Source organism: Streptomyces asoensis (assembly GCF_013085465.1).
GTDB lineage: Bacteria > Actinomycetota > Actinomycetes > Streptomycetales > Streptomycetaceae > Streptomyces > Streptomyces cacaoi_A.
The window spans coordinates 1,969,590-1,995,301 of the sequence record NZ_CP049838.1; the positions used below are offsets into that span (position 1 = coordinate 1,969,590).

At 66.8% G+C, this 25,712-nt stretch carries 18 protein-coding genes, 3 rRNA genes and 1 riboswitch; of the genes, 4 read left to right on the forward strand and 17 right to left on the reverse strand.

All coding sequences use genetic code 11. The annotated features are described in order from the left end of the window. Positions 1-99: 99 nt before the first annotated feature. Positions 100-195: riboswitch (glycine riboswitch) on the reverse strand. A gap of 112 nt (positions 196-307) precedes the next feature. Next, positions 308-679, forward strand: coding sequence for a PRC-barrel domain-containing protein (locus G9272_RS08730; protein WP_171396015.1), 372 nt, complete (start codon positions 308-310; stop codon positions 677-679). 6 nt (positions 680-685) lie between these two features. Here the strand turns inward: G9272_RS08730 and G9272_RS08735 are convergent, their stop codons facing one another. The 14 genes from G9272_RS08735 to G9272_RS08800 form a co-directional block, all read right to left on the reverse strand. Beyond that, a complete protein-coding gene (locus tag G9272_RS08735) occupies positions 686-1,147 on the reverse strand; it encodes a nucleotidyltransferase domain-containing protein (protein WP_171396016.1) in 462 nt (153 codons plus the stop codon). A gap of 100 nt (positions 1,148-1,247) precedes the next feature. Beyond that, positions 1,248-2,663 (reverse strand): DNA polymerase IV, encoded by a 1,416-nt coding sequence (locus tag G9272_RS08740; protein WP_171396017.1) that lies wholly within the window; start codon positions 2,661-2,663, stop codon positions 1,248-1,250. Between the two features lie 69 nt (positions 2,664-2,732). Further along, complete coding sequence (locus tag G9272_RS08745) at positions 2,733-3,416, reverse strand: MerR family transcriptional regulator (RefSeq protein WP_078616156.1); 684 nt, start codon at positions 3,414-3,416, stop codon at positions 2,733-2,735. A 245-nt stretch (positions 3,417-3,661) separates the two neighbouring features. Next, complete coding sequence (locus tag G9272_RS08750; RefSeq protein ID WP_004934251.1) at positions 3,662-4,135, reverse strand: bifunctional nuclease family protein; 474 nt, start codon at positions 4,133-4,135, stop codon at positions 3,662-3,664. An 84-nt stretch (positions 4,136-4,219) separates the two neighbouring features. Continuing rightward, positions 4,220-4,957, reverse strand: coding sequence for a transcriptional regulator FtsR (gene ftsR / locus G9272_RS08755; RefSeq protein WP_171396018.1), 738 nt, complete (start codon positions 4,955-4,957; stop codon positions 4,220-4,222). Between the two features lie 44 nt (positions 4,958-5,001). Continuing rightward, positions 5,002-5,886, reverse strand: coding sequence for an FHA domain-containing protein (locus G9272_RS08760; protein WP_171401913.1), 885 nt, complete (start codon positions 5,884-5,886; stop codon positions 5,002-5,004). 82 nt (positions 5,887-5,968) lie between these two features. After that, the gene (locus G9272_RS08765) at positions 5,969-6,802 is read right to left on the reverse strand and encodes a DUF881 domain-containing protein (protein ID WP_171396019.1); all 834 of its coding nucleotides are present in this window, start codon (positions 6,800-6,802) and stop codon (positions 5,969-5,971) included. Positions 6,803-6,807: 5 nt separating this feature from the next. Further along, the gene (locus tag G9272_RS08770) at positions 6,808-7,140 is read right to left on the reverse strand and encodes a small basic family protein (RefSeq protein ID WP_020133151.1); all 333 of its coding nucleotides are present in this window, start codon (positions 7,138-7,140) and stop codon (positions 6,808-6,810) included. Beyond that, positions 7,137-7,973, reverse strand: a complete 837-nt coding sequence (locus tag G9272_RS08775; protein ID WP_253268186.1) for a DUF881 domain-containing protein — start codon at positions 7,971-7,973, stop codon at positions 7,137-7,139. Before G9272_RS08775 ends, G9272_RS08770 begins: the two co-directional genes overlap by 4 nt. Positions 7,974-8,139: 166 nt before the next feature. Continuing rightward, entirely contained in the window at positions 8,140-10,635 is a 2,496-nt protein-coding gene (locus tag G9272_RS08780) for a mannose-1-phosphate guanyltransferase (protein ID WP_171396021.1), read from the reverse strand. A 114-nt stretch (positions 10,636-10,749) separates the two neighbouring features. After that, complete coding sequence (locus G9272_RS08785; protein ID WP_171396022.1) at positions 10,750-11,358, reverse strand: CDP-alcohol phosphatidyltransferase family protein; 609 nt, start codon at positions 11,356-11,358, stop codon at positions 10,750-10,752. Between the two features lie 109 nt (positions 11,359-11,467). After that, a 5S ribosomal RNA gene (gene rrf, locus G9272_RS08790) occupies positions 11,468-11,584 on the reverse strand. A 90-nt stretch (positions 11,585-11,674) separates the two neighbouring features. Then, positions 11,675-14,797: ribosomal RNA gene (locus tag G9272_RS08795) — 23S ribosomal RNA — on the reverse strand. 319 nt (positions 14,798-15,116) lie between these two features. Beyond that, positions 15,117-16,642: ribosomal RNA gene (locus G9272_RS08800) — 16S ribosomal RNA — on the reverse strand. The 16S, 23S and 5S rRNA genes sit together here, the layout of an rRNA operon. Positions 16,643-17,214: 572 nt before the next feature. On the opposite strand from G9272_RS08800, the gene G9272_RS08805 reads away from it, so the two are divergent. Together G9272_RS08805 and ptsP are read left to right on the forward strand one after the other, a co-directional pair. Continuing rightward, a complete protein-coding gene (locus tag G9272_RS08805; protein ID WP_171396023.1) occupies positions 17,215-17,664 on the forward strand; it encodes a PTS sugar transporter subunit IIA in 450 nt (149 codons plus the stop codon). 79 nt (positions 17,665-17,743) lie between these two features. Next, complete coding sequence (ptsP, locus tag G9272_RS08810) at positions 17,744-19,414, forward strand: phosphoenolpyruvate--protein phosphotransferase (protein ID WP_171396024.1); 1,671 nt, start codon at positions 17,744-17,746, stop codon at positions 19,412-19,414. Positions 19,415-19,508: 94 nt separating this feature from the next. On the opposite strand, the gene G9272_RS08815 is transcribed toward ptsP, so the two are convergent. Together G9272_RS08815 and G9272_RS08820 are read right to left on the reverse strand one after the other, a co-directional pair. Then, positions 19,509-20,402 carry a hypothetical protein gene (locus G9272_RS08815; protein WP_171396025.1) on the reverse strand — a complete coding sequence of 298 codons (894 nt, stop codon included), beginning with the start codon at positions 20,400-20,402 and terminating at the stop codon, positions 19,509-19,511. Between the two features lie 195 nt (positions 20,403-20,597). Then, on the reverse strand, positions 20,598-22,565 hold the full coding sequence (locus G9272_RS08820) for an acetoacetate--CoA ligase (protein WP_171396026.1): 1,968 nt from the start codon (positions 22,563-22,565) through the stop codon (positions 20,598-20,600). A 214-nt stretch (positions 22,566-22,779) separates the two neighbouring features. On the opposite strand from G9272_RS08820, the gene G9272_RS08825 reads away from it, so the two are divergent. Next, positions 22,780-25,146 (forward strand): glycoside hydrolase family 31 protein, encoded by a 2,367-nt coding sequence (locus tag G9272_RS08825; protein WP_171396027.1) that lies wholly within the window; start codon positions 22,780-22,782, stop codon positions 25,144-25,146. A gap of 2 nt (positions 25,147-25,148) precedes the next feature. On the opposite strand, the gene G9272_RS08830 is transcribed toward G9272_RS08825, so the two are convergent. Then, positions 25,149-25,685: an NUDIX domain-containing protein gene (locus tag G9272_RS08830; RefSeq protein WP_171396028.1), complete on the reverse strand. Its 537-nt coding sequence runs from the start codon at positions 25,683-25,685 to the stop codon at positions 25,149-25,151. Positions 25,686-25,712 lie beyond the last annotated feature (27 nt).

Consider the following 25,712-nt stretch of genomic DNA (forward strand, 5'->3'; position numbering starts at 1 on the left):
GAGAGCTTCACCGGGTCGCCCGAGGGCACCCGGCTTTCACCGTCGGTGAGAGCGGAAGCCGTCGACGCCGTCGGCACCCGCCCTGCTTTCCAGAGTGACCTCGTCCGTGCGGTACGTGAGCCTGAGAGATTCCGGGGAGGATTTGCTCCTTCGGCGCCTCCGGTGATGTCCGGAGGACTCTCCCGCGCGGTGTCAGCAGCCGTTGTCAGACTACCAGCGGGGTCAACGAGACTCGCTCGAGTGGCCACTCGTCCCAATGTGCTCTTTTGTAGTGCTTACGGATGAGTTGCGACCAAGTGGAGGGCCCGTGCAGACCGACATCGATCCGCGCAACCTGATCGGCCGCAAGGCATTCGACCGCAACGGCACCAAGATCGGCACCGTCGACGAGGTCTACCTCGACGACGCCACCGGAGTGCCGGAGTGGGCGGCCATACGCACCGGTCTGTTCTCCCGCGACGCCTTCGTCCCCCTGGAGCCCAGCCAGCTGGTCGAGGGCACCCTGCACATCCCCTTCGACCGGGCCCTGATCAAGGACGCTCCCGACTTCGGCGTGGGTCGCCACCTCTCCCCGGAACAGGAACTCCAGCTCTACCACCACTACGGCCTCGACGTGGGCGCCGCTCCCCCGCTCCCCGACCACGACTTCGGCCGACTGGCGGGTACGGACGACAGCTGAGCCCCCTCAGCCACAGGCCTGTATCAGCGCCCCCAGAATCCCGGCAGGGTCGTACAGCGGCCGGGCGCCGTCCGTGATGACTCTTCGTGTGCCGGCGTCGACCGGATCGGTCCGCGCCCAGTGGGCAGAACCGACGCCCACCTCGACCTCCAGGCCGGAGGCGGTCACATACCGCCATTCGGTGACAGGCCCCCGTTCCCGGACCCGGGCCACCTCGCCCAGGGCCAGCTCACGCCCCCACCCGTCGTCCTCCGCGTACCGGGCGGGCGCCGTCGACAACACCACGAGGTCCACGTCCGGGTCGGGACGCGCGCCCCCGCGCGCAATGGACCCGACGAGCAGCAGCCCCACCACGTCGCTCCGGTTCCCGGCCCACCGGGTGACCCGGTCCACCACCCGGCGCATCTCGGCTTCGCGCTCCGGCGACACCCCGGCCGGGTCCGCGAACCGGCCTCCGTGCAGCTTCATTCAGCTCCCCATCCGTCACCGGTGTCACCTCGCGGGACACCGCCACCGCTCCGGCCCACCCCACACTTCGAACCGCTTCACTCTGTGTAACTGATCCGCCTCACGCAGAGTTCCCGGACTCGACCTCCGACGGCTTGGCCTCCGGATGCGGCGCTCCTGCCGCCGGCCCGCCGTCGTCACCAGGTCTTCGTCGCACCAGCGGCAACGGATCCGCCGGCTCCAGCCCCGGATCGTCGGTCCTGAAAGTGCGTACCCGTCCCGGCTCCGACTCGGGCGTCTCGAAGCGCACGGTGACCCGGCCCAACCCGCTGCCCTGCACCCATCCGTGTCCGAGCTCGGCATGCCGCACATCGTGTCCTGGGCGCCACTGGTGCTCGACCGGCACCGGAATCTCGCCGACGGGCTCGTCCGCGAGTTCCTCCTCGGCCCCGTCCGCCCGGTCCTCAGCGGCCTGCGCGAACAGATCCTCCTGCGTGAAATCCGCCAGTCCGCTGACGCCCACCCCGAGCAGCCGCACCCCACCCGTCGTGTCCACCGAGTCCAGCAACCGGGCCGCCGCCTCCCGGACCACCCCCGGATCATCGGTGGGCCCCCGCAGGGTCTCGGACCGGGTGAGCGTGGAGAAGTCGTACCGCCGCACCTTCAGCACGATGGTCCGCCCCGACAGACCGGCCCCCCGCAGCCTGCGCACACACCGGTCCGCGAGCCGCTGCACCTCCAGCTCCACCCGGACCCGGTCGTGGATGTCCACGTCGTACGTGTCCTCGACCGACACCGACTTGGCCTCCCGCTCCGCCACCACGGGCCGGTCGTCGCGGGCCAGCGCCATGGCGTACAGCGCGTGCCCGTGCGCCTTGCCCAGCAGCCGCACCAGCTCGTCCTCACCGGCCTCGGCGATCTCGTCGATCGTGGTGATCCCGGCCCGCCGCAGATGGTCCCCCGTCGCCGGGCCGACCCCCGGCAGGGTCCGCACCGACAGCGGGCCGAGCAGGGCCCGCTCGGTCCCCGGCTCGATGAGCACCAGCCCGTCGGGCTTCGCCTGCTCCGAGGCGATCTTCGCCAGCATCTTGCAGGAGGCCAGACCCACCGAACCCGTGAGCCCGGTGACGGCCCGTATGTCCGCGCGCAGCCTGATCCCCGCCAGCCGCGCCGACTCACTGTCCCAGGCCGCTCCCCCGGCATCCAGGTCCACGAAGGCCTCGTCCAGGCTCAGCGGCTCCACCAGCGGCGACAGCGCCCGCAGCAGCCCCATGACCTGCTCGCTGATCGACCGGTAGAACGCGAAGCGCGGAACCAGATACGCGGCGTTCGGGGCCCGCCGGCGCGCCTGGGCCATGGGCATCGCCGAGTGCACTCCGAAGACCCGCGCCTCGTAGGAGGCGGTCGCGACCACTCCGCGAGGCCCCAGACCGCCCACGACCACGGCTTTCCCGCACAGGCTCGGCTTGGACGCCTGCTCCGCCTGCGCGAAGAAGGCATCCATGTCGAGATGCAGGATCGTGGGCGCGTTTCTCACATGTCCGATGCTGCACCACGCCACTGACAATGACGTCGTACAGCCGCCCCTCGCGCTCCTGGAGGGGTTTCAGACCGCCCGGTTGCGCCGACGTGCCAGTTCGTCCGCCGGATTGTGCCCGACGAGCGTCTCCCCGGTGTCGACACGCTCCCCGTGCAACTGCGACAGCGCGCTCTCGACGTCCCGCCACACCACGCCCACGGCGATCCCGAAGATGCCCTGCCCGCCCTGGAGCAGCGCGTGGACCTCGTCCGGCGAGGTGCACTCGTAGACGGTGGCGCCGTCGCTCATCAGCGTCATGCGCTCCAGGTCACTGAACCCGCGCTCCCGCAGATGCTGCACCGCGGTGCGGATGTTCTGGAGCGACACCCCGGTGTCGAGGAACCGCTTGACGATCTTCAGGACGACGACGTCCCGGAAGCTGTACAGACGCTGCGTGCCGGACCCGTGGGCGGGCCGCACGCTCGGCTCGACCAGCCCGGTGCGGGCCCAGTAGTCCAGTTGCCGATAGGTGATGCCCGCGGCCGCGCAGGCCGTCGGACCGCGATAGCCGATCTGCTCGGACGCCATGGATGTCGCCCCTCCGCTGCTCGGCACGGCCGCCGGACGCTGCGGAGCGTGATCGGCCGCGCTGCTCTGCTGGGGGTATCCCCTGCTCGAGCGTGCTGGAGAGCCCGGGGAAGGGTACGGACCGCTTCCCCCGACACCGAGTCCGGGGGCACCCCCAGCCGTACCGTCGCCGCTGCTTCTCACGCCGACCTCCGTCCTTGACCTGCCCTGTCGACGGTAGGCAGTCACCAGGGGTGCGTCAACGATCGCCACACTCGGCACGCCGAGTGATAATCACCCTGAGAGTGGTTTCCCGCACCCCACCGCGGGGAAAGGCTAGCCGAATGCGCTGAGAAGTAGCCGTAGGACGCTCTCACTCGCCGTTGGCATTTGCCGAAAACGGGGCGGGCGTCCCCGTGCAGGACGCCCGCATTCCGCGCATGTGCCGACTACTGGTTGCTGGTGCCGAAGTCCTCGGGCGAGATCTGGTCGAGGAACTCGCGGAACTTCTCCACCTCGTCCTCCTGCTCGTCCGGGATGGCGATCCCCGCGTCGTCCAGGACCGTGTCACTGCCGTAGATCGGTGTCCCCGTGCGCAACGCCAGCGCTATGGCGTCCGAGGGACGCGCGCTCACCTCGACCCCGCTGGCGAAGACCAGCTCCGCGTAGAAGACGCCCTCCCGCAGGTCCGTGATGCGCACCTCGGTGAGCTCCTGGCCGACGGCCTCCAGCACGTCCTTGAACAGGTCGTGGGTCAGCGGTCGCGCGGGAGCCATGCCCTGCTGGGCGAAGGCGATCGCCGTCGCCTCACCCGGTCCGATCCAGATGGGAAGGTAACGGTCGCCTCCCACTTCACGCAGCAGCACGATCGGTTGGTTGGAGGGCATCTCGACCCGGACACCTACGACATCGAGCTCGTTCACACAGCAACCCTAGGCCGTGCCCGGGACGTTTGGGTAGTCGGGCCGGGAACGGGTGACCGATCCGCCCAGGGCGAAACCGCCCGCTCAGGGCAGCCGCACCCCGAGCGCCGTCTGCACCAACGCCGCGTGCAGCCGCACCGTGAGCCCCGCGAGTTCCTTCGTACGGGCCTGCGCGTGGGCCCTGGTCTGCGGATTGCGGTGGCGCTTGAGCGGGGCCACCACCTGGTCCACGAGGCCGGCCTCACGATCGGCCGCAGCCTTCATCACCCGCAGGTGCCGGGGCTCGATCCCGAACCTGCCCAGCTCGGCGACGAGCGCTGCCACCGTGGCCGCCTCGGCGTCGTAGACCCCGTCCTCCAACGGCACGACGAGACCGTACGACTCCCACTCCTTGAGCTCCGGCTCGCCGATTCCCGCGGCCGCCAGCAGCTCGGACCGGCCGATCCTGGCGACGGTGGGCCCCTCCGACGCCTCCACAACGGCCTCACCGTCCCGCTGCCGGCCCACGGTCGGCAGCGGCGCGGCCTCACCGCGCTCCATGGCGTCCAAGTGCTCACGGATGACCTTGAGCGGCAGATAGTGGTCCCGCTGCATCCTCAGGACGTGGCCGAGGCGCTCGACGTCCTGCACACTGAACTTCCGGTACCCCGAAGGGGTCCGCTGCGGCTCGATGAGCCCTTCCGACTCCAGGAAACGGATCTTGGAGATGGTGACTTCGGGAAACTCGTCACGCAGCGCGTTCAGCACGGTGCCGATGCTCATCGAACCACCGTCCGCGGAGGCGGTGCCGTGTCCGACACCGCCCCTCGGTGTTTGAAGCATGGACCTTCCCTGGGGAGTCCCCCCGGACGGTGCCCGGGGGCCGGTCAGTAGCCCCGCTGGCTCGCGTAGAAGACCAGCCGGTACTTGCCGATCTGCACCTCGTCACCGTTCGACAGAGGGACCTCGTCGATCCGCTCCCGGTTGACGTACGTGCCGTTCAGACTGCCGACGTCCGCCACCTTGAACGTGCCGTCCGGGTTGCGCCGGAACTCCACATGGCGACGCGAGACCGTCACGTCGTCCAGGAAGATGTCGCTCTGCGGGTGACGACCGGCCGTCGTCAGGTCGCCGTCCAGAAGGAAACGGCTGCCCGAGTTCGGGCCGCGCCGCACGACCAGCAGGGCGGAACCCAGCGGCAGCGCGTCGACCGCGGCCTGCGCCTCGGGCGAGAGCGCGGGCAGCTGCGTCTGACCGGTGACCTCGGCGTCGTAGGCCTCGAGACCGGAGATGGAGATGGTGGAGGTCGTCTCCGACGCACGCTCGGGCGTCAGCCCGGGGCGCAGCGGCGCGCCGCAGTTGGAGCAGAAGCGGCTGTTCTCCGCGTTGCGGTTACCGCACCTCGTACACACCAGGGCCGACATAGGGGAAAACCCTCCACCCGTACTTGAGGTTGACGGTTGGCCGAAACCTATGCCGCCGGACTGCGCAGGGTCAACCGACGCCGCGCCCTGGCCGCCGGAAATGTCGCCGCCCGGACCAGCCACCTGATCCCTGAACAGCGGCCGCTGACCCTCTGCGTCAGGCTGTGCGCGATGGCGAGCGGTCGCGTTTTCGCTACCCTCTCGCGCGCTCTTGCCGAACAACTTCGCAAACAACTTCACGGGCGATTCCCCTTGACCGAAACAGACCCGCCCGTGGGGCAGGACGAACCCTGACTGAATACACCGGTCGACCCGGACATCTTCACAACGTCCGTGTCCACCAGACAGTTTCCACCACGCACCACCCGATCGGTGCGTCGACCCCCCGCAACCTCATGCCCCTGCCGGACGCCCCCCATGCACCCCCGGTTCACTGGCCCGACGACCGAGCGTAGTCAGGCTGCTTCGCCGCTCGCAAGGCATCCACAACGATCTTGTTCGACCGCTCGACGGTCACGGTGGCCTGCTCCTTCTCGAGAGTCTGCACCACTCCTCCAGGGATGTTCAGCGCCGGCTCAAGATCCTGCGGGTTGCCGATGACCTTGAAACGAAAGGGCGTGTTGATCTTGTTCCCGTCGACGCTCACGCTCTTGCCCGAATCCGTCAGAAACGTGCCGGCGACGACCCGCACCCCGTTCACCTGGATCGCCTCGGCCCCGGCCGCGCGCAGCTCCTGGATCGCGTCGAGCAACATGTCAGCCTCGACCGTCCCCTTCGTGTCCTCGATGGTCATCGTGATGCCCGGCCCCTGCGCAGCCACCGTGCCCGCCAGAATGCCGAGTTGTTTCTCCTTCTCGACCGTCTGCTTCCGGGCCTCCTCGGCCTGGTCGGAACTGTTCTCCAGCTCCTGCTGCTGCTTCTCGAGTCCCTGCTTCTCGTCCTCAAGACGCTGACTGCGGTCATCCAGTTCATCGAGGATGCGTACGAGATCTTCCTGACGCGCACCGCGCAGCGCGTTTCCGCTGTCGCTGTTGGAGGCCACCTGCACGGCCAGGCCGAAGCCCAGGCCGAACAGCAGCAGGGCGACGATGAGTTGGGCCCTGGACACCCGCGGCGGCCAGATGCCCTGCACCAGCCGCTGCCGGCCGGTCACCACGGGCTCGGCCGGCTTCTCGGCCGCTCCGTCCGCGGACGACGTCACCGGGACCTCGTCGGGCAACTCCTTGCGGAGCCTGTACTCGGGCGTCTCGTCCTGGTTGCTCATCGACCTCACGCCCGGAAGACATGCCGACGGATCGCCGCGGCGTTGGAGAAGATCCGGATGCCGAGGACGACCACGACCCCGGTGGACAGCTGCGATCCCACGCCCAACTCGTCACCCAGGAACACGATCAGCGCGGCCACCACCACGTTCGACAGGAACGACACCACGAACACCTTGTCGTCGAAGATGCCGTCGAGCATGGCCCGAAGCCCGCCGAACACGGCGTCCAGCGCCGCCACCACGGCGATCGGCAGATAAGGCACGACAGCCGCCGGAACCTCGGGCTGGACCAACAGGCCGGCCACGACTCCCACGACGAGGCCCAGTACGGCGATCACGATGTGCCCTTCTCAGTCTTCGGCTGCGCTGTACGTACGATCACACTCGGTGCGGCGGGCAGCCGGACGTCGTCCGCCACGGAGATGGCCGTCCGGATGCCGTAGTTCTCCTGCAAGGCGTTGAGATACAGACCGTCGGCGCTGTTCTGGAACCTGGTGCTCAGGTTCTTCCCGTCCCCCACCGCGAGCACCGTGTACGGCGGGACCAGCGGCTTGTTGTCGACCAGTATCGCTTCACCCGCGGCCCTGATCGCCGACAGCGCCGTCAGCCGTTGTCCGTTGATGGAGACGGCCTCGGCGCCCGACGCCCACAGTCCGTTGACCACGCGCTGCATGTCACGGTCCCGGACCCGCCCGGTGTCGTTGAAGCCGGAGGTCTCACGCGGGTCACCGTCACCGCCCGTGGTGGCTTCCTTGGCGTCGTCCACGACCAGCTTGACGCCCGGCCCGTGCACCTCGACGGCGCCCGACAGAATGCCCACCAGATCCGCCTGGTCACTGCCGCCACTCTGCTTGAGCGCCTCCTGCTGCCGGCCACTCACGTCGTCGCGCAGCTTGTCGACAGTGCTCTCGAGCTTGTCGGCCGCGTCGGTCTCACGATCGATACGGTCGATGAGCTCCTCGCGCTCCTTCGCGACGACCGGCGCCGCGACCCGCGCCTGCGCCGCACCGACGGTGACCACGAGGGCCGCGAGCACCAAGCCCACGGCGAGACCCAGCTTCGCCCGAACCGTCCTGGGCAGGCCACCGGCGCCCTCGGCCTGCTTACGGGCGGCGGCTTCGGCATAACCGTCGTCGAGGCTGTGGTCCATGACGTTGGTGAGCAGCGACATGGACGCGTCCGGGCGCGACACGCGCGCGGGTGTGCTCCGAACGGGGGGCTGCTGCGGCATGCCGCACATCGTCGCACGTCGCGCCCAGTACCTCCGAATGGCCCCACCGGCGTGCCGGACAGGCCCCCTTGGGGACACTTGTCCGGCACGCGCGCGTGCGCGTGGTTCAGCGTCCGGCGCTGTCCACGACCGCCGACCACTCGTCGAGCAGGGCCTGCGCGGACGCGTCGTCCGGCCCCTCCGCCCACAGGTGGGTGACGGCCTCGGCCGGGTCCGGCAGCACCATCACCCAGCGCCCATCCGTCTCCACCACCCGGACACCGTCGGTGGTGTCCACGAAGCGGTCTCCGGCCACCTCCACGACCCGCCGCATCACGAGGCCCTTGACCGCCCACGGGGTCGCCAGATCCCTCTTCAGGACGTGCGCCCGCGGAATCCGCGCGTCGATCTGGCTGAGAGTGAGCTGCGTCCGCGCCACCAGCCCGATCAGCCGCACGAAGGCCGCCGTACCGTCGAAGACGCTGCTGAACTCCGGGACGATGAAGCCGCCCTTGCCGTCCCCACCGAAGATGGCCGTCTCGTCCCGCCCGACCCGGGTGAGGTCGTCCGGCGAGGTCGTCGTCCACTCGACCTGCGTCCCGTGATACGCCGCCACCTGCTCGGCGATCCTCGTCGTGGTCACCGGCAGGGCGACCCGCCCGCTGCGCCGCTCGGCGGCCACCAGGTCGAGCAGCACCAGGAGCGCCCGGTCGTCCTCGATGATCCGGCCCTTCTCGTCGACGAGGGAGAGCCGCTCACCCACAGGGTCGAACCGCACGCCGAACGCGGCCCGCGACGAGGCCACGATCTCTCCGAGCCGGATGAGCCCGGAGCGCCGCTGGTCGCCCGTCTCGGTGGGCCTGGCCTCGTTCAGACCGGGATTGACGGTCAGCGAGTCCACCCCGAGCTTCCCCAGGAGACTCGGCAACACCAGCCCAGCGCTGCCGTTCGAGGCGTCCACGACGACCTTCAGCCCGGATTCGGCGATCCCCGTCGTGTCCACGTTCCGCAGCAGCGACCCGGTGTACGAGTCGAAGACGCTGGCCGGGAAATACAGGTCTCCGATCTCTCCCGGGAACGCCCGCCGGTACTCCTGTCGCGCGAACACCCGGTCCAGCTTGCGCTGACTGCCCTGCGACAGGTCCGCGCCCTGCCCGTCGAAGAACATGATGTCGACGGAATCCGGTACCCCGGGCGAGGTCCGGATCATGATCCCGCCGGCACTCCCCCGCGCCGTCTGCTGCCGCGCCACGGGCAGCGGTACGTTCTCCAGGTCCCGTACGTCGATGGCGCTGGCCTGAAGCGCGGAGATGACCGCCCGCTTCAGCGCACGGGCACCACGCGAGTGGTCCCGGGCCGTGGTGACCGTGGACCCCTTCTTGAGCGTCGTGGCGTAGGCCCCGGCGAGACGCACGGCCAGTTCGGGCGTGATCTCGACGTTCAGGATTCCGGACACCCCACGGGCACCGAACAGGTGCGCCTGCCCACGGGACTCCCAGATCACCGACGTATTGACGAACGCGCCGGCTTCGATGGTCTTGAAGGGGTAGACCCGCACATTGCCCTGAACGATCGATTCTTCACCGATCAGGCATTCGTCGCCGATGACAGCGCCGTCCTCGATCCGGGCCGCCCGCATGATGTCGGTGTTCTTCCCCACGACACAGCCACGGAGATTGCTGTGCGGACCGATGTACACGTTGTCGTGCACGACGGCCTTGTGCAGGAAGGCCCCGCTCTTCACGACGACGTTGGATCCGATGACCGTGTGCTCGCGGATTTCGGCGCCGGCCTCGACCTTCGCGTAGTCACCGATGTAGAGAGGGCCACGAAGTACAGCGTCGGGATGCACCTCGGCGCCTTCGGCCACCCATACGCCGGGCGAGATCTCGAAACCGTCGATCTCGACGTCGACCTTGCCTTCGAGCACGTCGGCCTGGGCCTTCACATAGCTCTCGTGCGTGCCCACATCTTCCCAGTAGCCTTCGGCGATGAAGCCGTAGACCGGCTTGCCCTCCTTCATCAGCTGCGGGAAGACATCACCGGACCAGTCGACGGGCACATCGGCCTCGACGTAGTCGAAGACCTCCGGCTCCATGACGTAGATGCCCGTGTTCACGGTGTCCGAGAAGACCTGGCCCCAGGTCGGTTTCTCCAGGAAACGCTCGACCTTGCCCTCTTCGTCGACGATGGTGATACCGAATTCCAGCGGATTGGGCACACGCGTCAGACAGACGGTGACCAGTGCGCCCTTTTCCTTGTGGAAAGCGATCAGCTCGGTGAGGTCGAAGTCAGTGAGGGCATCACCGGAGATGACGACGAAGGCGTCGTCCTTCAACGCCTCCTCTGCGTTCTTGACGCTTCCGGCGGTACCGAGTGGCTTCTCCTCGTTGGCATAGCTGAGCTCCATTCCGAGCTCTTCGCCGTCACCGAAGTAGTTCTTGACCAGCGACGCCAGGAACTGAACAGTTACGACGGTCTCGTTGAGCCCATGCCTTTTGAGCAGCCTCAGAACGTGCTCCATGATCGGCCGGTTGGCCACCGGCAGGAGCGGCTTGGGCATGCTCGAGGTCATAGGGCGAAGGCGTGTGCCTTCGCCTCCGGCCATCACGACGGCCTTCATGTCGGAAGCGTCCTCCTATAGAGACGACTGTCTAGCCGACTTCACCCGTCCAGATTGTCCCGCACTTTTCGTCCGCGGGCCATCGAGCCACTGCGCAGCTGCCAATCGGCGAGGTCAGTCGGCCACGGCGTCCGCACGAACCAGGCGGCGGACCTGTACCACGTAGAGGACTCCTGCCCACCAATAGAGCGTTGTACCCCATCCTGCGAACGCCCATCCGAAAATGGCAGCGAGTGACGCCAGCCAGCCACTTCCGTCACTGAGCAGAAGCAGCGGGAAGGCGTACATCAGGTTGAAGGTGGCCGCCTTCCCCAGGAAGTTCACCTGCGGCGGCGGATAGCCGTGCCGCCTGAGGATGCCGACCATCACCAGCAGAACCAGCTCGCGGGCCAGAAGTACAGCGGTCAACCAGACAGGAAGAATCTCCCGCCAGGTGAGACCGACCAGCGTCGAGAGAATGTAGAGCCGGTCCGCAGCAGGGTCGAGGAGCCGGCCGAGGCTGCTGATCTGGTTCCAGCGCCGAGCGAGCTTGCCGTCCAGATAGTCGGTGATCCCGCTGAAAGCCAGCACGAGGAGAGCCCAGCCGTCGCTCTGCGGGCCTCCGAACTCGGGCCGGAGGATCAGCCACAGGAACAGGGGTACGCCGACGAGACGCGCCATGCTGAGGATGTTGGGGATGGTGAGGACCCGGTCTGTCTGGACACGGGTCTCCTGGACCTCCACCCGGGGGCCTCCAGTGGGAAATGAGCCAACGATGCCCCCTGACCTTACCCCAACGCAAAAAAGCTCTGGCTCTCGGGCTGTAAGCCCAAGAGCCAGAGCTCTAAAGGTAGTTCGGCGGTGTCCTACTCTCCCACAGGGTCCCCCCTGCAGTACCATCGGCGCTGTAAGGCTTAGCTTCCGGGTTCGGAATGTAACCGGGCGTTTCCCTCACGCTATGACCACCGAAACACTATGAAACTGTCCAGCCGCACCATGCCGTGACCATGGCATGGGGCCGTTCGTGGTTTCAGAACCAACACAGTGGACGCGAGCAACTGAGGACAAGCCCTCGGCCTATTAGTACCAGTCAGCTTCACCCATTACTGGGCTTCCACATCCGGCCTATCAACCCAGTCGTCTACTGGGAGCCTTAACCCCTCAAGGGGGTGGGAATACTCATCTCGAAGCAGGCTTCCCGCTTAGATGCTTTCAGCGGTTATCCCTCCCGAACGTAGCCAACCAGCCATGCCCTTGGCAGAACAACTGGCACACCAGAGGTTCGTCCGTCCCGGTCCTCTCGTACTAGGGACAGCCCTTCTCAATATTCCTGCGCGCGCAGCGGATAGGGACCGAACTGTCTCACGACGTTCTAAACCCAGCTCGCGTACCGCTTTAATGGGCGAACAGCCCAACCCTTGGGACCGACTCCAGCCCCAGGATGCGACGAGCCGACATCGAGGTGCCAAACCATCCCGTCGATATGGACTCTTGGGGAAGATCAGCCTGTTATCCCCGGGGTACCTTTTATCCGTTGAGCGACGGCGCTTCCACAAGCCACCGCCGGATCACTAGTCCCGACTTTCGTCCCTGCTCGACCCGTCGGTCTCACAGTCAAGCTCCCTTGTGCACTTACACTCAACACCTGATTGCCAACCAGGCTGAGGGAACCTTTGGGCGCCTCCGTTACTCTTTAGGAGGCAACCGCCCCAGTTAAACTACCCATCAGACACTGTCCCTGATCCGGATCACGGACCCAGGTTAGACATCCAGCACGACCAGAGTGGTATTTCAACGACGACTCCACAACCACTGGCGTGGCCGCTTCAAAGTCTCCCACCTATCCTACACAAGCCGAACCGAACACCAATATCAAACTGTAGTAAAGGTCCCGGGGTCTTTCCGTCCTGCTGCGCGAAACGAGCATCTTTACTCGTAGTGCAATTTCACCGGGCCTATGGTTGAGACAGTCGAGAAGTCGTTACGCCATTCGTGCAGGTCGGAACTTACCCGACAAGGAATTTCGCTACCTTAGGATGGTTATAGTTACCACCGCCGTTTACTGGCGCTTAAGTTCTCAGCTTCGCCAAGACGAATCTTGACTAACCGGTCCCCTTAACGTTCCAGCACCGGGCAGGCGTCAGTCCGTATACATCGCCTTACGGCTTCGCACGGACCTGTGTTTTTAGTAAACAGTCGCTTCTCGCTGGTCTCTGCGGCCACCCCCAGCTCGAGCAGCAAGTGCTCTCACCAGACGTGGCCCCCCTTCTCCCGAAGTTACGGGGGCATTTTGCCGAGTTCCTTAACCATAGTTCACCCGAACGCCTCGGTATTCTCTACCTGACCACCTGAGTCGGTTTAGGGTACGGGCCGCCATGAAACTCGCTAGAGGCTTTTCTCGACAGCATAGGATCATCCACTTCGCCACAATCGGCTCGGCATCAGGTCTCAGACTATATGAACGGCGGATTTGCCTACCGTTCGTCCTACACCCTTACCCCGGGACAACCACCGCCCGGGATGGACTACCTTCCTGCGTCACCCCATCACTCACCTACTGCAAGTCTGGTTCGCCGGCTCCACCACTTTCCTTTCCCCGAAGGGTCCGGAACGGCTTCACGGACTTAGCATCGCCTGGTTCGATGTTTGACGCTTCACAGCGGGTACCGGAATATCAACCGGTTATCCATCGACTACGCCTGTCGGCCTCGCCTTAGGTCCCGACTTACCCTGGGCAGATCAGCTTGACCCAGGAACCCTTAGTCAATCGGCGCACACGTTTCTCACGTGTGTATCGCTACTCATGCCTGCATTCTCACTCGTGAACCGTCCACAACTACCTTCCGGTGCTGCTTCACCCGGCACACGACGCTCCCCTACCCATCACAGCGGGCGTTGGCCCTATTGCTGCAATGACACGACTTCGGCGGTACGCTTGAGCCCCGCTACATTGTCGGCGCGGAATCACTAGACCAGTGAGCTATTACGCACTCTTTCAAGGGTGGCTGCTTCTAAGCCAACCTCCTGGTTGTCTGTGCGACTCCACATCCTTTCCCACTTAGCGTACGCTTAGGGGCCTTAGTCGATGCTCTGGGCTGTTTCCCTCTCGACCATGGAGCTTATCCCCCACAGTCTCACTGCCGCGCTCTCACTTACCGGCATTCGGAGTTTGGCTAAGGTCAGTAACCCGGTAGGGCCCATCGCCTATCCAGTGCTCTACCTCCGGCAAGAAACACACGACGCTGCACCTAAATGCATTTCGGGGAGAACCAGCTATCACGGAGTTTGATTGGCCTTTCACCCCTAACCACAGGTCATCCCCCAGGTTTTCAACCCTGGTGGGTTCGGTCCTCCACGAAGTCTTACCTCCGCTTCAACCTGCCCATGGCTAGATCACTCCGCTTCGGGTCTTGAGCGTGCTACTGAAACGCCCTATTCGGACTCGCTTTCGCTACGGCTACCCCACTCGGGTTAACCTCGCAACACACCGCAAACTCGCAGGCTCATTCTTCAAAAGGCACGCAGTCACGACGCACCGAGTAAACTCGATGCGCGACGCTCCCACGGCTTGTAGGCACACGGTTTCAGGTACTATTTCACTCCGCTCCCGCGGTACTTTTCACCATTCCCTCACGGTACTATCCGCTATCGGTCACCAGGGAATATTTAGGCTTAGCGGGTGGTCCCGCCAGATTCACACGGGATTTCTCGGGCCCCGTGCTACTTGGGTGTCTCTCAAACGAGCCGCTGATGTTTCGACTACGGGGGTCTTACCCTCTACGCCGGACCTTTCGCATGTCCTTCGCCTACATCAACGGTTTCTGACTCGTCTCACAGCCGGCAGACTGTGAAAGAGAGATCCCACAACCCCGTACACGCAACCCCTGCCGGGTCTCACACGTATACGGTTTGGCCTCATCCGGTTTCGCTCGCCACTACTCCCGGAATCACGGTTGTTTTCTCTTCCTGCGGGTACTGAGATGTTTCACTTCCCCGCGTTCCCTCCACACTGCCTATGTGTTCAGCAGCGGGTGACAGCCCATGACGACTGCCGGGTTTCCCCATTCGGAAACCCCCGGATCAAAGCCTGGTTGACGACTCCCCGGGGACTATCGTGGCCTCCCACGTCCTTCATCGGTTCCTGGTGCCAAGGCATCCACCGTGCGCCCTTAAAAACTTGGCCACAGATGCTCGCGTCCACTGTGCAGTTCTCAAACAACGACCAGCCACCCATCACCCCGAAACCCTACGGTTTCGAGTGCACTGGGGCCGGCACTGAAGGCAGCCATACGGCCATACCCTCAGACACCCAACAGCGTGCCCGGCACCCTCGCCACTCATGATCAGCTTTCCACGCTCCGAAGAGCAGTACTTGCAGCCCGAGATGACTGAGAATGCCGAATAATCAACGTTCCACCCATGAGCAACCAGCATCGGACGTACGCCGATGTACTGGCCTCTGAACCGGCCCCCGAAGGGACAGGCTTAGAAGTGCTCCTTAGAAAGGAGGTGATCCAGCCGCACCTTCCGGTACGGCTACCTTGTTACGACTTCGTCCCAATCGCCAGTCCCACCTTCGACAGCTCCCTCCCACAAGGGGTTGGGCCACCGGCTTCGGGTGTTACCGACTTTCGTGACGTGACGGGCGGTGTGTACAAGGCCCGGGAACGTATTCACCGCAGCAATGCTGATCTGCGATTACTAGCAACTCCGACTTCATGGGGTCGAGTTGCAGACCCCAATCCGAACTGAGACCGGCTTTTTGAGATTCGCTCCACCTCACGGTTTCGCAGCTCTTTGTACCGGCCATTGTAGCACGTGTGCAGCCCAAGACATAAGGGGCATGATGACTTGACGTCGTCCCCACCTTCCTCCGAGTTGACCCCGGCAGTCTCCTGTGAGTCCCCATCACCCCGAAGGGCATGCTGGCAACACAGAACAAGGGTTGCGCTCGTTGCGGGACTTAACCCAACATCTCACGACACGAGCTGACGACAGCCATGCACCACCTGTACACCGACCACAAGGGGGGCACTATCTCTAATGCTTTCCGGTGTATGTCAAGCCTTGGTAAGGTTCTTCGCGTTGCGTCGAATTAAGCCACATGCTCCGCTGCTTGTGCGGGCCCCCGTCAATTCCTTTGAGTTTTAGCCTTGCGGCCGTACTCCCCAGGCGGGGAACTTAATGCGTTAGCTGCGGCACCGACGACGTGGAATGTCGCCAACACCTAGTTCCCACCGTTTACGGCGTGGACTACCAGGGTATCTAATCCTGTTCGCTCCCCACGCTTTCGCTCCTCAGCGTCAGTAATGGCCCAGAGATCCGCCTTCGCCACCGGTGTTCCTCCTGATATCTGCGCATTTCACCGCTACACCAGGAATTCCGATCTCCCCTACCACACTCTAGTCTGCCCGTATCGAATGCAGACCCGGGGTTAAGCCCCGGGCTTTCACATCCGACGTGACAGACCGCCTACGAGCTCTTTACGCCCAATAATTCCGGACAACGCTTGCGCCCTACGTATTACCGCGGCTGCTGGCACGTAGTTAGCCGGCGCTTCTTCTGCAGGTACCGTCACTTTCGCTTCTTCCCTGCTGAAAGAGGTTTACAACCCGAAGGCCGTCATCCCTCACGCGGCGTCGCTGCATCAGGCTTTCGCCCATTGTGCAATATTCCCCACTGCTGCCTCCCGTAGGAGTCTGGGCCGTGTCTCAGTCCCAGTGTGGCCGGTCGCCCTCTCAGGCCGGCTACCCGTCGTCGCCTTGGTGAGCCATTACCTCACCAACAAGCTGATAGGCCGCGGGCTCATCCTTCACCGCCGGAGCTTTCAACCTCCACCCATGCGAGTGGAAGTGCTATCCGGTATTAGACCCCGTTTCCAGGGCTTGTCCCAGAGTGAAGGGCAGATTGCCCACGTGTTACTCACCCGTTCGCCACTAATCCCCACCGAAGTGGTTCATCGTTCGACTTGCATGTGTTAAGCACGCCGCCAGCGTTCGTCCTGAGCCAGGATCAAACTCTCCGTGAATGTTTACCGGTAATCCGGTCGACACCACGAGAGCGGAACAGCCAGGCGGAATAAGCCCGGCCGTTCACAGCGTCCTCGCTGTGTTTTGTTTCAAAGGAACCTCATCCTCGGCTATCACTGCCGGGGACGGGGTATCAACATATCTGGCGTTGATTTTTGGCACGCTGTTGAGTTCTCAAGGAACGGACGCTTCCTTTGTACTCACCCGAGAGACTCTCTCAGGCTTTCCTCCGGGCGCTTCCCTTCGGTCTTGCGTTTCCGACTCTATCAGGGTTTTTCCGGCCCCCTGACCACCGTTCCGCAGACATGCGAAAGATGATCCAGAGATAGGATCTGACAAGTTGGGTGCTGCTCGGTAAGCGCGCTTGATCGCGTCACTCACCCTCAAGCAGGAGTACGACTGTACACGGGGCCGCGGAGACGCTGCAAATCGACTACGCTAGTGGTCTAGACCACGGATCGGGTGCTCTCGTGCGGAACCGGTACTTCATATGACATACCCTGCTGCACAGTGCGCCGACCTGGACATGCAGTGACGGCCCATATACATCTCCACCCCTGGGAGGCTTCCCATGACCACCGTGACGTCCCCTCTAGTAGGACGCGCCATCGGACTGGCGGCCGTGCCGGACCCGGTCTTCTCCGGGGCCATGGTCGGCCCGGGCACGGCGATCGACCCGGTGCGTGAGCCTTCCGAGGCCGTCGCACCCGTGGACGGAGTCATCGTCTCCCTCCACCCGCACGCCTTCGTCGTGGTCGACTCCGAGGGGCATGGGGTACTCACCCATCTCGGAATCGACACCGTGCAGCTCAACGGCGAGGGCTTCGAGCTCCTGGTGAACAAGGGCGACACCGTGACGCGCGGGCAGAGCATCGTGCGATGGAACCCGGCCGCGGTCGAGGAGGCCGGCAAGTCCCCGGTGTGCCCGGTCGTCGCCCTGGAGGCCACCGCCGACTCGCTCGGCGAACTCCGCGACGACGGCGACGTCAAGGCCGGCGACGTCCTCTTTTCCTGGCAGTAGTACTGACGCCGTCATACCGACGGCGCGCAGGACAACCACCGCGGCGGCGGGACCCGCCGCACTATCGGAGACGGGTGAGATGGAGACAACGCTGCGAGGCGTCGGCGTGAGTCACGGTGTGGCGATCGGCGAGGTTCGGCACATGGGAACGGCGGTGCTCGAACCGCCAGCCAAGCAGATCCCGGCAGAGGAGGCGGAGCGCGAACAGGGGCGCGCCCGCAAGGCCGTGGAAGCTGTGGCAGCCGATCTGATGGCGCGCGGCAATCTGGCGGGGGGCGAAGCCCAGGCGGTGCTCGAGGCGCAGGCCATGATGGCCCAGGACCCCGAGCTGATGGTCGACGTGGACCGGCGTATCGCCGTCGGAAGCACGGCCGAGCGGGCCGTGTACGACGCGTTCGCCGCCTACCGTGAGTTGCTGGCCGGAGCCGGCGAGTACCTCGCCGGTCGCGTGGCCGACCTCGACGATGTGCGGAATCGTATCGTCGCCCGTCTGCTGGGCGTTCCGATGCCCGGTGTCCCGGACAGTGACGAGCCCTACGTGCTGGTGGCCCGGGACCTGGCGCCCGCCGACACCGCGCTGCTGGACCCGACGCTCGTGCTCGGTTTCGTCACCGAAGAGGGTGGGCCGACGAGCCACAGCGCCATCCTGGCGCGCGCGCTCGGCGTGCCGGCCGTCGTGGCCCTGCCGGGTGCCGGTGAGCTCGCCGAGGGGACGGTGATCGCCGTCGACGGCAGCACCGGCGACATCTTCGTGAACCCCAGCGAAGAGAAGAAGGCCCAGCTCGAGGCCGCGGCCGCCGTTCGCAAGGCGGCACTGGCCGCCTCGACCGGCCCGGGTGCCACCGCCGACGGTCACAAGGTGCCGCTGCTGGCGAACGTCGGGGGACCTGCCGATGTGCCGGCCGCCGTGGAGGCCGGCGCGGAAGGTGTCGGGCTCTTCCGTACGGAGTTCCTCTTCCTCGACGACAGCAAGAGCGCACCGTCCGAGGAGAAGCAGGTCGAGGCCTATCGGCAGGTGCTCGAGGCGTTCCCCGAGGGACGAGTCGTCGTGCGTGTGCTGGATGCGGGCGCCGACAAGCCGCTGGACTTCCTCACTCCGGCCGACGAGCCCAACCCGGCTCTGGGCGTGCGTGGGCTCCGGACCCTGCTGGACCACCCGGACATCCTGCGGACCCAGCTGACGGCGTTGGCGAAGGCGGCCGAGGGGCTGCCCGTCTACCTCGAGGTCATGGCGCCGATGGTGGCGGACCGCGCTGACGCGAAGGCGTTCGCGGACGCCTGCCGCGAGGCGGGGCTGCGGGCGAAGTTCGGCGCGATGGTGGAGATCCCGTCGGCCGCTCTGCGGGCTCGTTCGATCCTGCAAGAGGTGGAGTTCCTTTCGCTGGGCACGAACGACCTCGCGCAGTACACCTTCGCCGCCGACCGGCAGGTGGGTGCGGTGTCCCGGCTACAGGACCCGTGGCAGCCCGCGCTGCTGGACCTCGTGGCACTGTCCGCCGAGGCGGCACGGGCCGAGGGCAAGAGCTGCGGTGTGTGTGGCGAGGCCGCGTCCGATCCGCTGCTCGCGTGTGTGCTGACGGGGCTGGGAGTCACCTCTCTTTCCATGGGGGCGGCGTCGATTCCTTACGTGCGGACCGCGCTGGCCAAGTACACGCTGGCGCAGTGTGAGCGTGCCGCGGCCGCCGCGCGTGCGGCGGACAGTGCCGAGGAAGCACGCGACGCGGCGCAGGCCGTGCTCTCCGGCGAGTAGTCGGTTCCGGCCGGCGATCGGTCGGTGATCAGGGGCGCTCCGCCTTCGGGTGGGGCGCCCCTGCTGTGTGTGAGCGTCCTTTCGTCTCTAGAGGTCAGTGGCCGTGGCCCGGTGTCTTTCCCTCCTGGCCGAGGTCCGGCGGGAAGCAGTAGTCCACGTTTGACTCGGGTGAGATGAGGTCGCCGGACTCCACGTCGGTGCAGTACGCGTCGAAGACCTCTCCGGCGGTCAAGGGTTCGAGGCCGTCGCCGCGCAGCCGCCACCCGTAGATCCGGTCGGAGGTGTCGTGGGCGGTGGTGCGCATGACCAGGCCGCCAGGGCTCTGGGTGGCGAGGCCCAGGGCGAGGACGGTGGTGAACTCGAGCGCTTCGGCCTCGTCGAGTTGGTTGGCGCCCTCGGGCTCCTCGTCCGCGTGCAGGACGGCGACCAGTGTCTCGGGTGTGCCGGTCACGCTGCACACGAGGTGCCGGTTGCCGGGTGGCGCCGTGTCGAGGATGCGGGCCACGAGATTCGATGCGCGGGTGAAGGCGGCGCGGCCGATGTCCTCGCCGCAGGTCGCGCAGGCCCCTAGGCGGCCGAGCAGGGTGGCGGCGTACTCCCAGGTCGCCTGGCGTACGGCTTCGTCGACGAGGGCGGGCAGGAGGTCGGCGAGGGGCTGGCCCTCGTAGGGGATGGTGGGGCCCGTGGTGGCGAGTTCGGCCGTGAAGCGGGTGCGGTTGGCGGGGATGTCGGGGTCGAGTCCCCTGCCGGTGCAGTACTCGGCGTATTCCTGTGGGTCGAAGAGGGCCACGGTGGTGTGGGTGCCCTGCATGGCACGTGTCTTCAGGAGGTCTTCGACCTGTTGGAGGTAGACGGCGTGGTCGTCGAACGTGAAGGTGCGATAGCGCCGCATGGCACGGAAGTCGTGTTCGTCGGTGAGCAGGCCGATGGTGCCGGCGATCTCACGGCGCAGGACGCGGCGCATGGTCTGGTGGTCGGTGTGTGCCATGTTTCCCCCTGTGTGCACAGTCGATCGATGCTCACTCACAGTAACCGGGGGCACTGACAACAGGCCCTGCGTGATCGGTTCGCGGGCCCGGAGGCACAGAAACACGCAGGTCACGGGGATGTCATGGTCGCAGGCGAGAGGTCGGCCTCGGACTTCGTAGGGGAACCAGGAAGGTCCGAGGCCATCTACGGCGGCTCAGGCCCGCTTGCGGGCGAGGTCCTCGTAGAAGTGCAGGAGGTCGAGGTTGTCGATGGAGCCCGGGTTGACCGCCTTTTCCAGTGGAGTGCCCTGGAGGAGGCGTTTGACCGGGACCTCGATGCGTTTGCCGGTGAGGGTGTGCGGGACTCCGGGTACCTCGATGACCTCGTCGGGGACGTGGCGCGGCGAGAGCTGTTCGCGGATGGCCTGTTTGATGCGGCCGAGGAGGGCCTCGTCGAGTGCGGCTCCCGGGGCGAGGTGTACGAAGAGGGGCATCCAGTAGCCGCCGTCGGGCTGCTCGATCCCGATGACCAGGGATTCCTTGATCTCGGGGAGCCGTTCGACGACCTCGTAGATGTCGGCCGAGCCCATGCGGACGCCCTGGCGGTTGAGCGTGGAGTCGGAGCGGCCGTGGATGACCACGGAACCGCGTGAGGTGACGGTGATCCAGTCGCCGTGGCGCCACACGCCTGGGTAGGTGTCGAAGTAGCTGTCGTGATAGCGGCTGCCGTCGGGGTCGTTCCAGAACCGGACCGGCATCGACGGCATGGGGTTGGTGACGACGAGTTCGCCCACCTCGTCGATCACGGGGTGACCGTTCGCGTCCCAGGACTGCAAGTCGGTGCCGAGGCCGGGTGCCTGGAGCTCGCCGGTGTGGACCGGGAGGGTCGGGACGGCGCCTGCAAAGCAGGAGCACACGTCCGTGCCGCCGCTGACGGAGGCGATCCACAGGTTGTCGCGGACCTCGTCGTGCAGCCAGCGGAAGCCGTCCGGCGGGAGCGGGGATCCCGTGGTGGCGACGCACTGGACCTTGGAGAGGTCGAAGTCGCGGGCCGGGTGTACCTCCGCCTTGCGGCAGGCCATGACGTACGCGGCCGAGGTGCCGTAGAGGGTGGCGCCTGTGCGTTCGGCGATCCGCCACTGTGCGCCTGTGTCGGGATAGCCGGGGCTGCCGTCGTAGAGGACGATCGTCGTGCCGGTCAGCAGGCCGGAGACGAGGAAGTTCCACATCATCCAGCCGGTCGAGGTGTACCAGAAGAAACGATCTTCGGGGCCCAGGTCGCAGTGCAGGCCGAGTTGCTTGAGGTGCTCGACCAGGATGCCGCCCTGGGACTGGACGATGGCCTTGGGCAGACCGGTCGTACCGGAGGAGTAGAGCACCCACAGGGGGTGGTCGAAAGGGACCTGCTCGAAGACGGGTGCCGCGTCCGCTGCCGTCAGGGCCGACCATTCCAGGGCTCCCTGGGGCGGCTCCGTGCCCAGCAGGGGGATGTGGACGACGGCGCGCAGGGTGGGCAGTTCGGCGCGGAGTTCGGCGACGACGTCACGGCGATCGTGCTCCTTGCCGCCGTAGCGGTAGCCGTCGACCGTGAACAGGACGACGGGTTCGACCTGCTGGAAGCGGTCGAGGACGCTGCGGGCGCCGAAGTCGGGGGCGCAGGAGGTCCAGACACCGCCCACTGCGGCCGTCGCGAGGAGGGCCACGACGGCCTGCGGGATGTTCGGGAGGTAGCCGCTGACCCGGTCACCGGGGCGGACGCCGAGGGCGCGCAGTTCGCCGGCCAGCGAACCGACCTGGCGGCGCAGCTCCGACCAGGTCACCGGGCTCGGTTCATGGGTCTCGTCGACGTACAGCAGGGCCGGTTCGGCCGGGCGGGTGGTGGCCGCGCGCAGCGCGTGCTCGGCGTAGTTCAGCGTCGCTCCGGGGAACCATTGGGCGCCGGGCATGGAGCGGTCGCCCAGCACGCGCGCGTAGGGCGTCGAGAACCGTACGTCGAACCACTCCGTGACGGCTTTCCAGAACGTCTCCAGCTCGTCCACGGACCAGCGGTGCAGTGCCGGATATCCGCCTTCGGACGGGGCTCCGTGCTGCTCGGCCGCCCAGGCCTGGAACTTCGTGACCTGGGCCTGGGCGATGCGCTGCGGATCGGGCCGCCAGAGCGGCTCGGGGTTCTCGGTCGGCATGGGGCGGCTCCCGGGCTGTACGCGTCGTGTGCGTCGACCGCGCACGAGCTGGGGTAGTGCGCGTGACGCGGCTGACACGGACGATGCCATGTGATCGACTTCTGCACCAGGGTGGGCTCCCCACAGTCCGTCTCGTGAAGATGTGGCCTCACCACGGGTGAACGGCAGTTGAACGACCCGCGCGCGCAACGCGGTCAGTGACAGGGTGAACAGCATGGACGGTCGTGACCTGGTGCGTTCGATGAAGGCGGTCGGTTCCGCGGGAGCTGCCCAGGGATTGCGGACGGTGCGGGCAGCTTGGCGCAGGAACCGTGCCGACGCCGCCGGGTTGCCGGTGCGGGGGCCCGAGCGCGCGCGGGTGCCGGGTGCGGTGCAGGAGGTGGAGCCGGGGCCCGGTGGTGGGACGCTCCGGTTCAGTCGCTCCGAGCTGAGGATCCGCGTCGCCGTGAACGGCGCGGTGTTCTGGGGTTGGGACGGTGCCGAGCCCGAGCCGTCGTACGCGCTGGCCGGCCGCTGTCCTGAGCCGGATCCCCGAGCGGTGCTGGAGCCCGACAAGGACGGCGGGTGGCGGGTCGTCGCCGAGCGGGTGACGGTCGTGGTCTCACGGCTCGGTGCCATCGAGGTGTGCACGCCCGGAGGCGTGATGCTGCGGCGTGAGCTGCCGCCCCGGTGGTGGGAACCGGAGGAGGGTGGCCCGGCGCGCTGGATGCAGCGTTCGGAGGTGACGGCGGACGCGCGCTTCTTCGGTCTCGGCGGGCGGGCGTCCGGGCCGCGGCTGCGCGACGGGACGTACCGGCTGTGGAACACGGATCCCGGGCGCGCGTTCGGCCGCGGGGACGATCCGCTCCCTCTCACGATGCCGGTGCAGCTGGTGGTGGCCGACGCCGCCACTCACCTGGTGTTCCACGACACCACCTGGGACGGCACGGTCACGCTGCGGGAGGGCGAGGAGGGAGCCGGCTCCGGGCACGACCGGCCCGGGGCGTGCGAGGTGCGGATCGACGGAGGTCCGTTGCGCTGCTGGGTGGTGGTGGGTACCCCCGCGCGCGTGCTGCTCGCGTGGGTCGCGCTCACCGGGGCGCCCGCGCTGCCGCCCGCGTGGGCGCTCGGTCATCAGCTCGCGGGCCGGGGCCTCGGGAACGAGGAGGAGGTGCGCCGGACCGTGGCGGGCCATCAGGAGCACGGTCTGCCGCTCGATGCCGTCCACCTCGGCATCGATCACTACGCCGAGCGTCAGGTGTTCACCGTCGACCAGGAGCGCTTCCCGAAACTGGCGGTGTTCTCCGAGGAACTGCGACGGGACGGGATACGCCTGGTGTCGGCCGTCGGCCCGGCGGTCAAGGCCACGCCGGGCAACGCTGTGTACGACGACGGGGTGGCCGAGGACGCGTTCGTGCGGGACGCGTCGGGCCGGCTCGTCAAGGCGGTGGCGTCGCCCGGGGAGGCCGTTTTCCCGGACTTCACGCACGCGCGCGTGCGGCAGTGGTGGGGAGGTCTCCACGCGGAGCGGATCGCGCAGGGGTTCGCCGGCTTCTGGCACGACATGAACGAGCCGACGGTGTTCGCCGCCTTCGGGGAGTCGACGTTGCCCCGCTCGGCCCGGCACGCCCTGGAGGGGCGCGGGGGTGACCATCGCGAGGCCCACAACGTGTACGGCCTGTGCATGGCCTCGGCGGCCTACGAGGGGGTGCGGGAACTGGTTCCGGATCAGCGTCCCTTCGTCTTCTCGCGGTCCGGCTGGGCGGGCGTGCAGCGCTACGGCGGCACCTGGTCCGGGGACGCCGCCACGGGCTGGCCGGGGCTGCGGGCGTCGCTGTCGCTGGTGCTGGGGCTCGGGCTGTGCGGAGTGCCGTATTCGGGCCCGGACACGGGCGGCTGCGACGGCGGTCCGTCGCCCGAGCTGTATCTGCGCCGGCTCCAGCTGGGCGCGTATCTGCCGCTGTTCCGCACGCACGCCGGCATGCGGGCGGGGCACCGGGAGCCGTGGGAGTTCGGACCCGAGGTGTTGGAGCACGCGCGTGTGGCGCTCGTCGGGCGTCGGCGGCTGTTGCCGTACTTCGTGACGCTGGCGCATCTGGCCCGGCGTACCGGGGCCCCTTATGTGCGTCCGGTGTGGTGGGGGGCGCCCGGCAACCGGGCGTTGCGGGACTGCGAGGACGCCTTTCTGCTGGGTGACTGCCTCCTGGTGGCGCCGGTGCTCGGTCCCGGCGGCGACCGGCGAGCGGTGCAGTTGCCGCGGGGGCGCTGGTACGACACGGCGACGGGGCGGGCGTACAAGGGGCCGGGGCAGGTGCTCGTGGATGCCCCTCTGTCGCGTATCCCGGTGCTCGCGCGAGCGGGTGCCGTCATACCGGTGCGCGGAGACGACGGCCGGCTGGAGTTGGAGGTGTGGGCGCCGGTGCGGGGGCGGACGGGTGGCGGCGTGGTCGTGCGGGACGCGGGCGACGGCTGGGACGAGCCGGAGGTCGAACGGTACGTCGCCCGCTGGGAGGGGCCGCGGGTCGTCGTCGAGCGGGAGGGTGAGGACGGCGTGCGCGTGCCGTCCCACCCGGTGCGGGTACGCGGGCTCGACGAGCGGTGAGCTCAGATGTAGCGGCCCTCGAAGAACGCCCGCACGGCGAGCGTGTGCAGGGGGAAGGCGAGCTCCTCCGGCCTGTGCAGGAGATGCCAGCCCTCGGTCTCGTCCGTGGGGGCGGTCGCCGGGAGACGGTCCGCGGGGCGTTCCGGCAGCAGACCGAACAGCAGCAGGTGGCCGTCGGGAGAGCTCATGGCGTCGGCCAGCCGCACGTCGCGGGGCGCGGCTTCGATGCCCGTCTCTTCCTTGAGTTCGCGCGCGACGGCCTGGCGCCAGTCCTCGCGGTCGTCTATGTAGCCGCCGGGCAGTGCGATGCCCCCGCGCGCGGGGGCGATGGTTCGGGTGATGACGACCAGGGCGGTGCCCTTGGTGTCGTACACGGGCTGGAGCGCGACGGCGACCGGCAGCGGGTTGCGGTAAGCCACGGTGGCGCAGGCCGGACAGGTGCGGGGCCAGCCTGTGACGCCCTCCCCGTAGGGCGCTCCGCAACTCGAACAGTGGGAGTCGCGCGCGGAGTTCGAAGTGGAGTGCAGAGTTTCGGACACGCGGCGGAGCGTATCCGATCTTGGGGA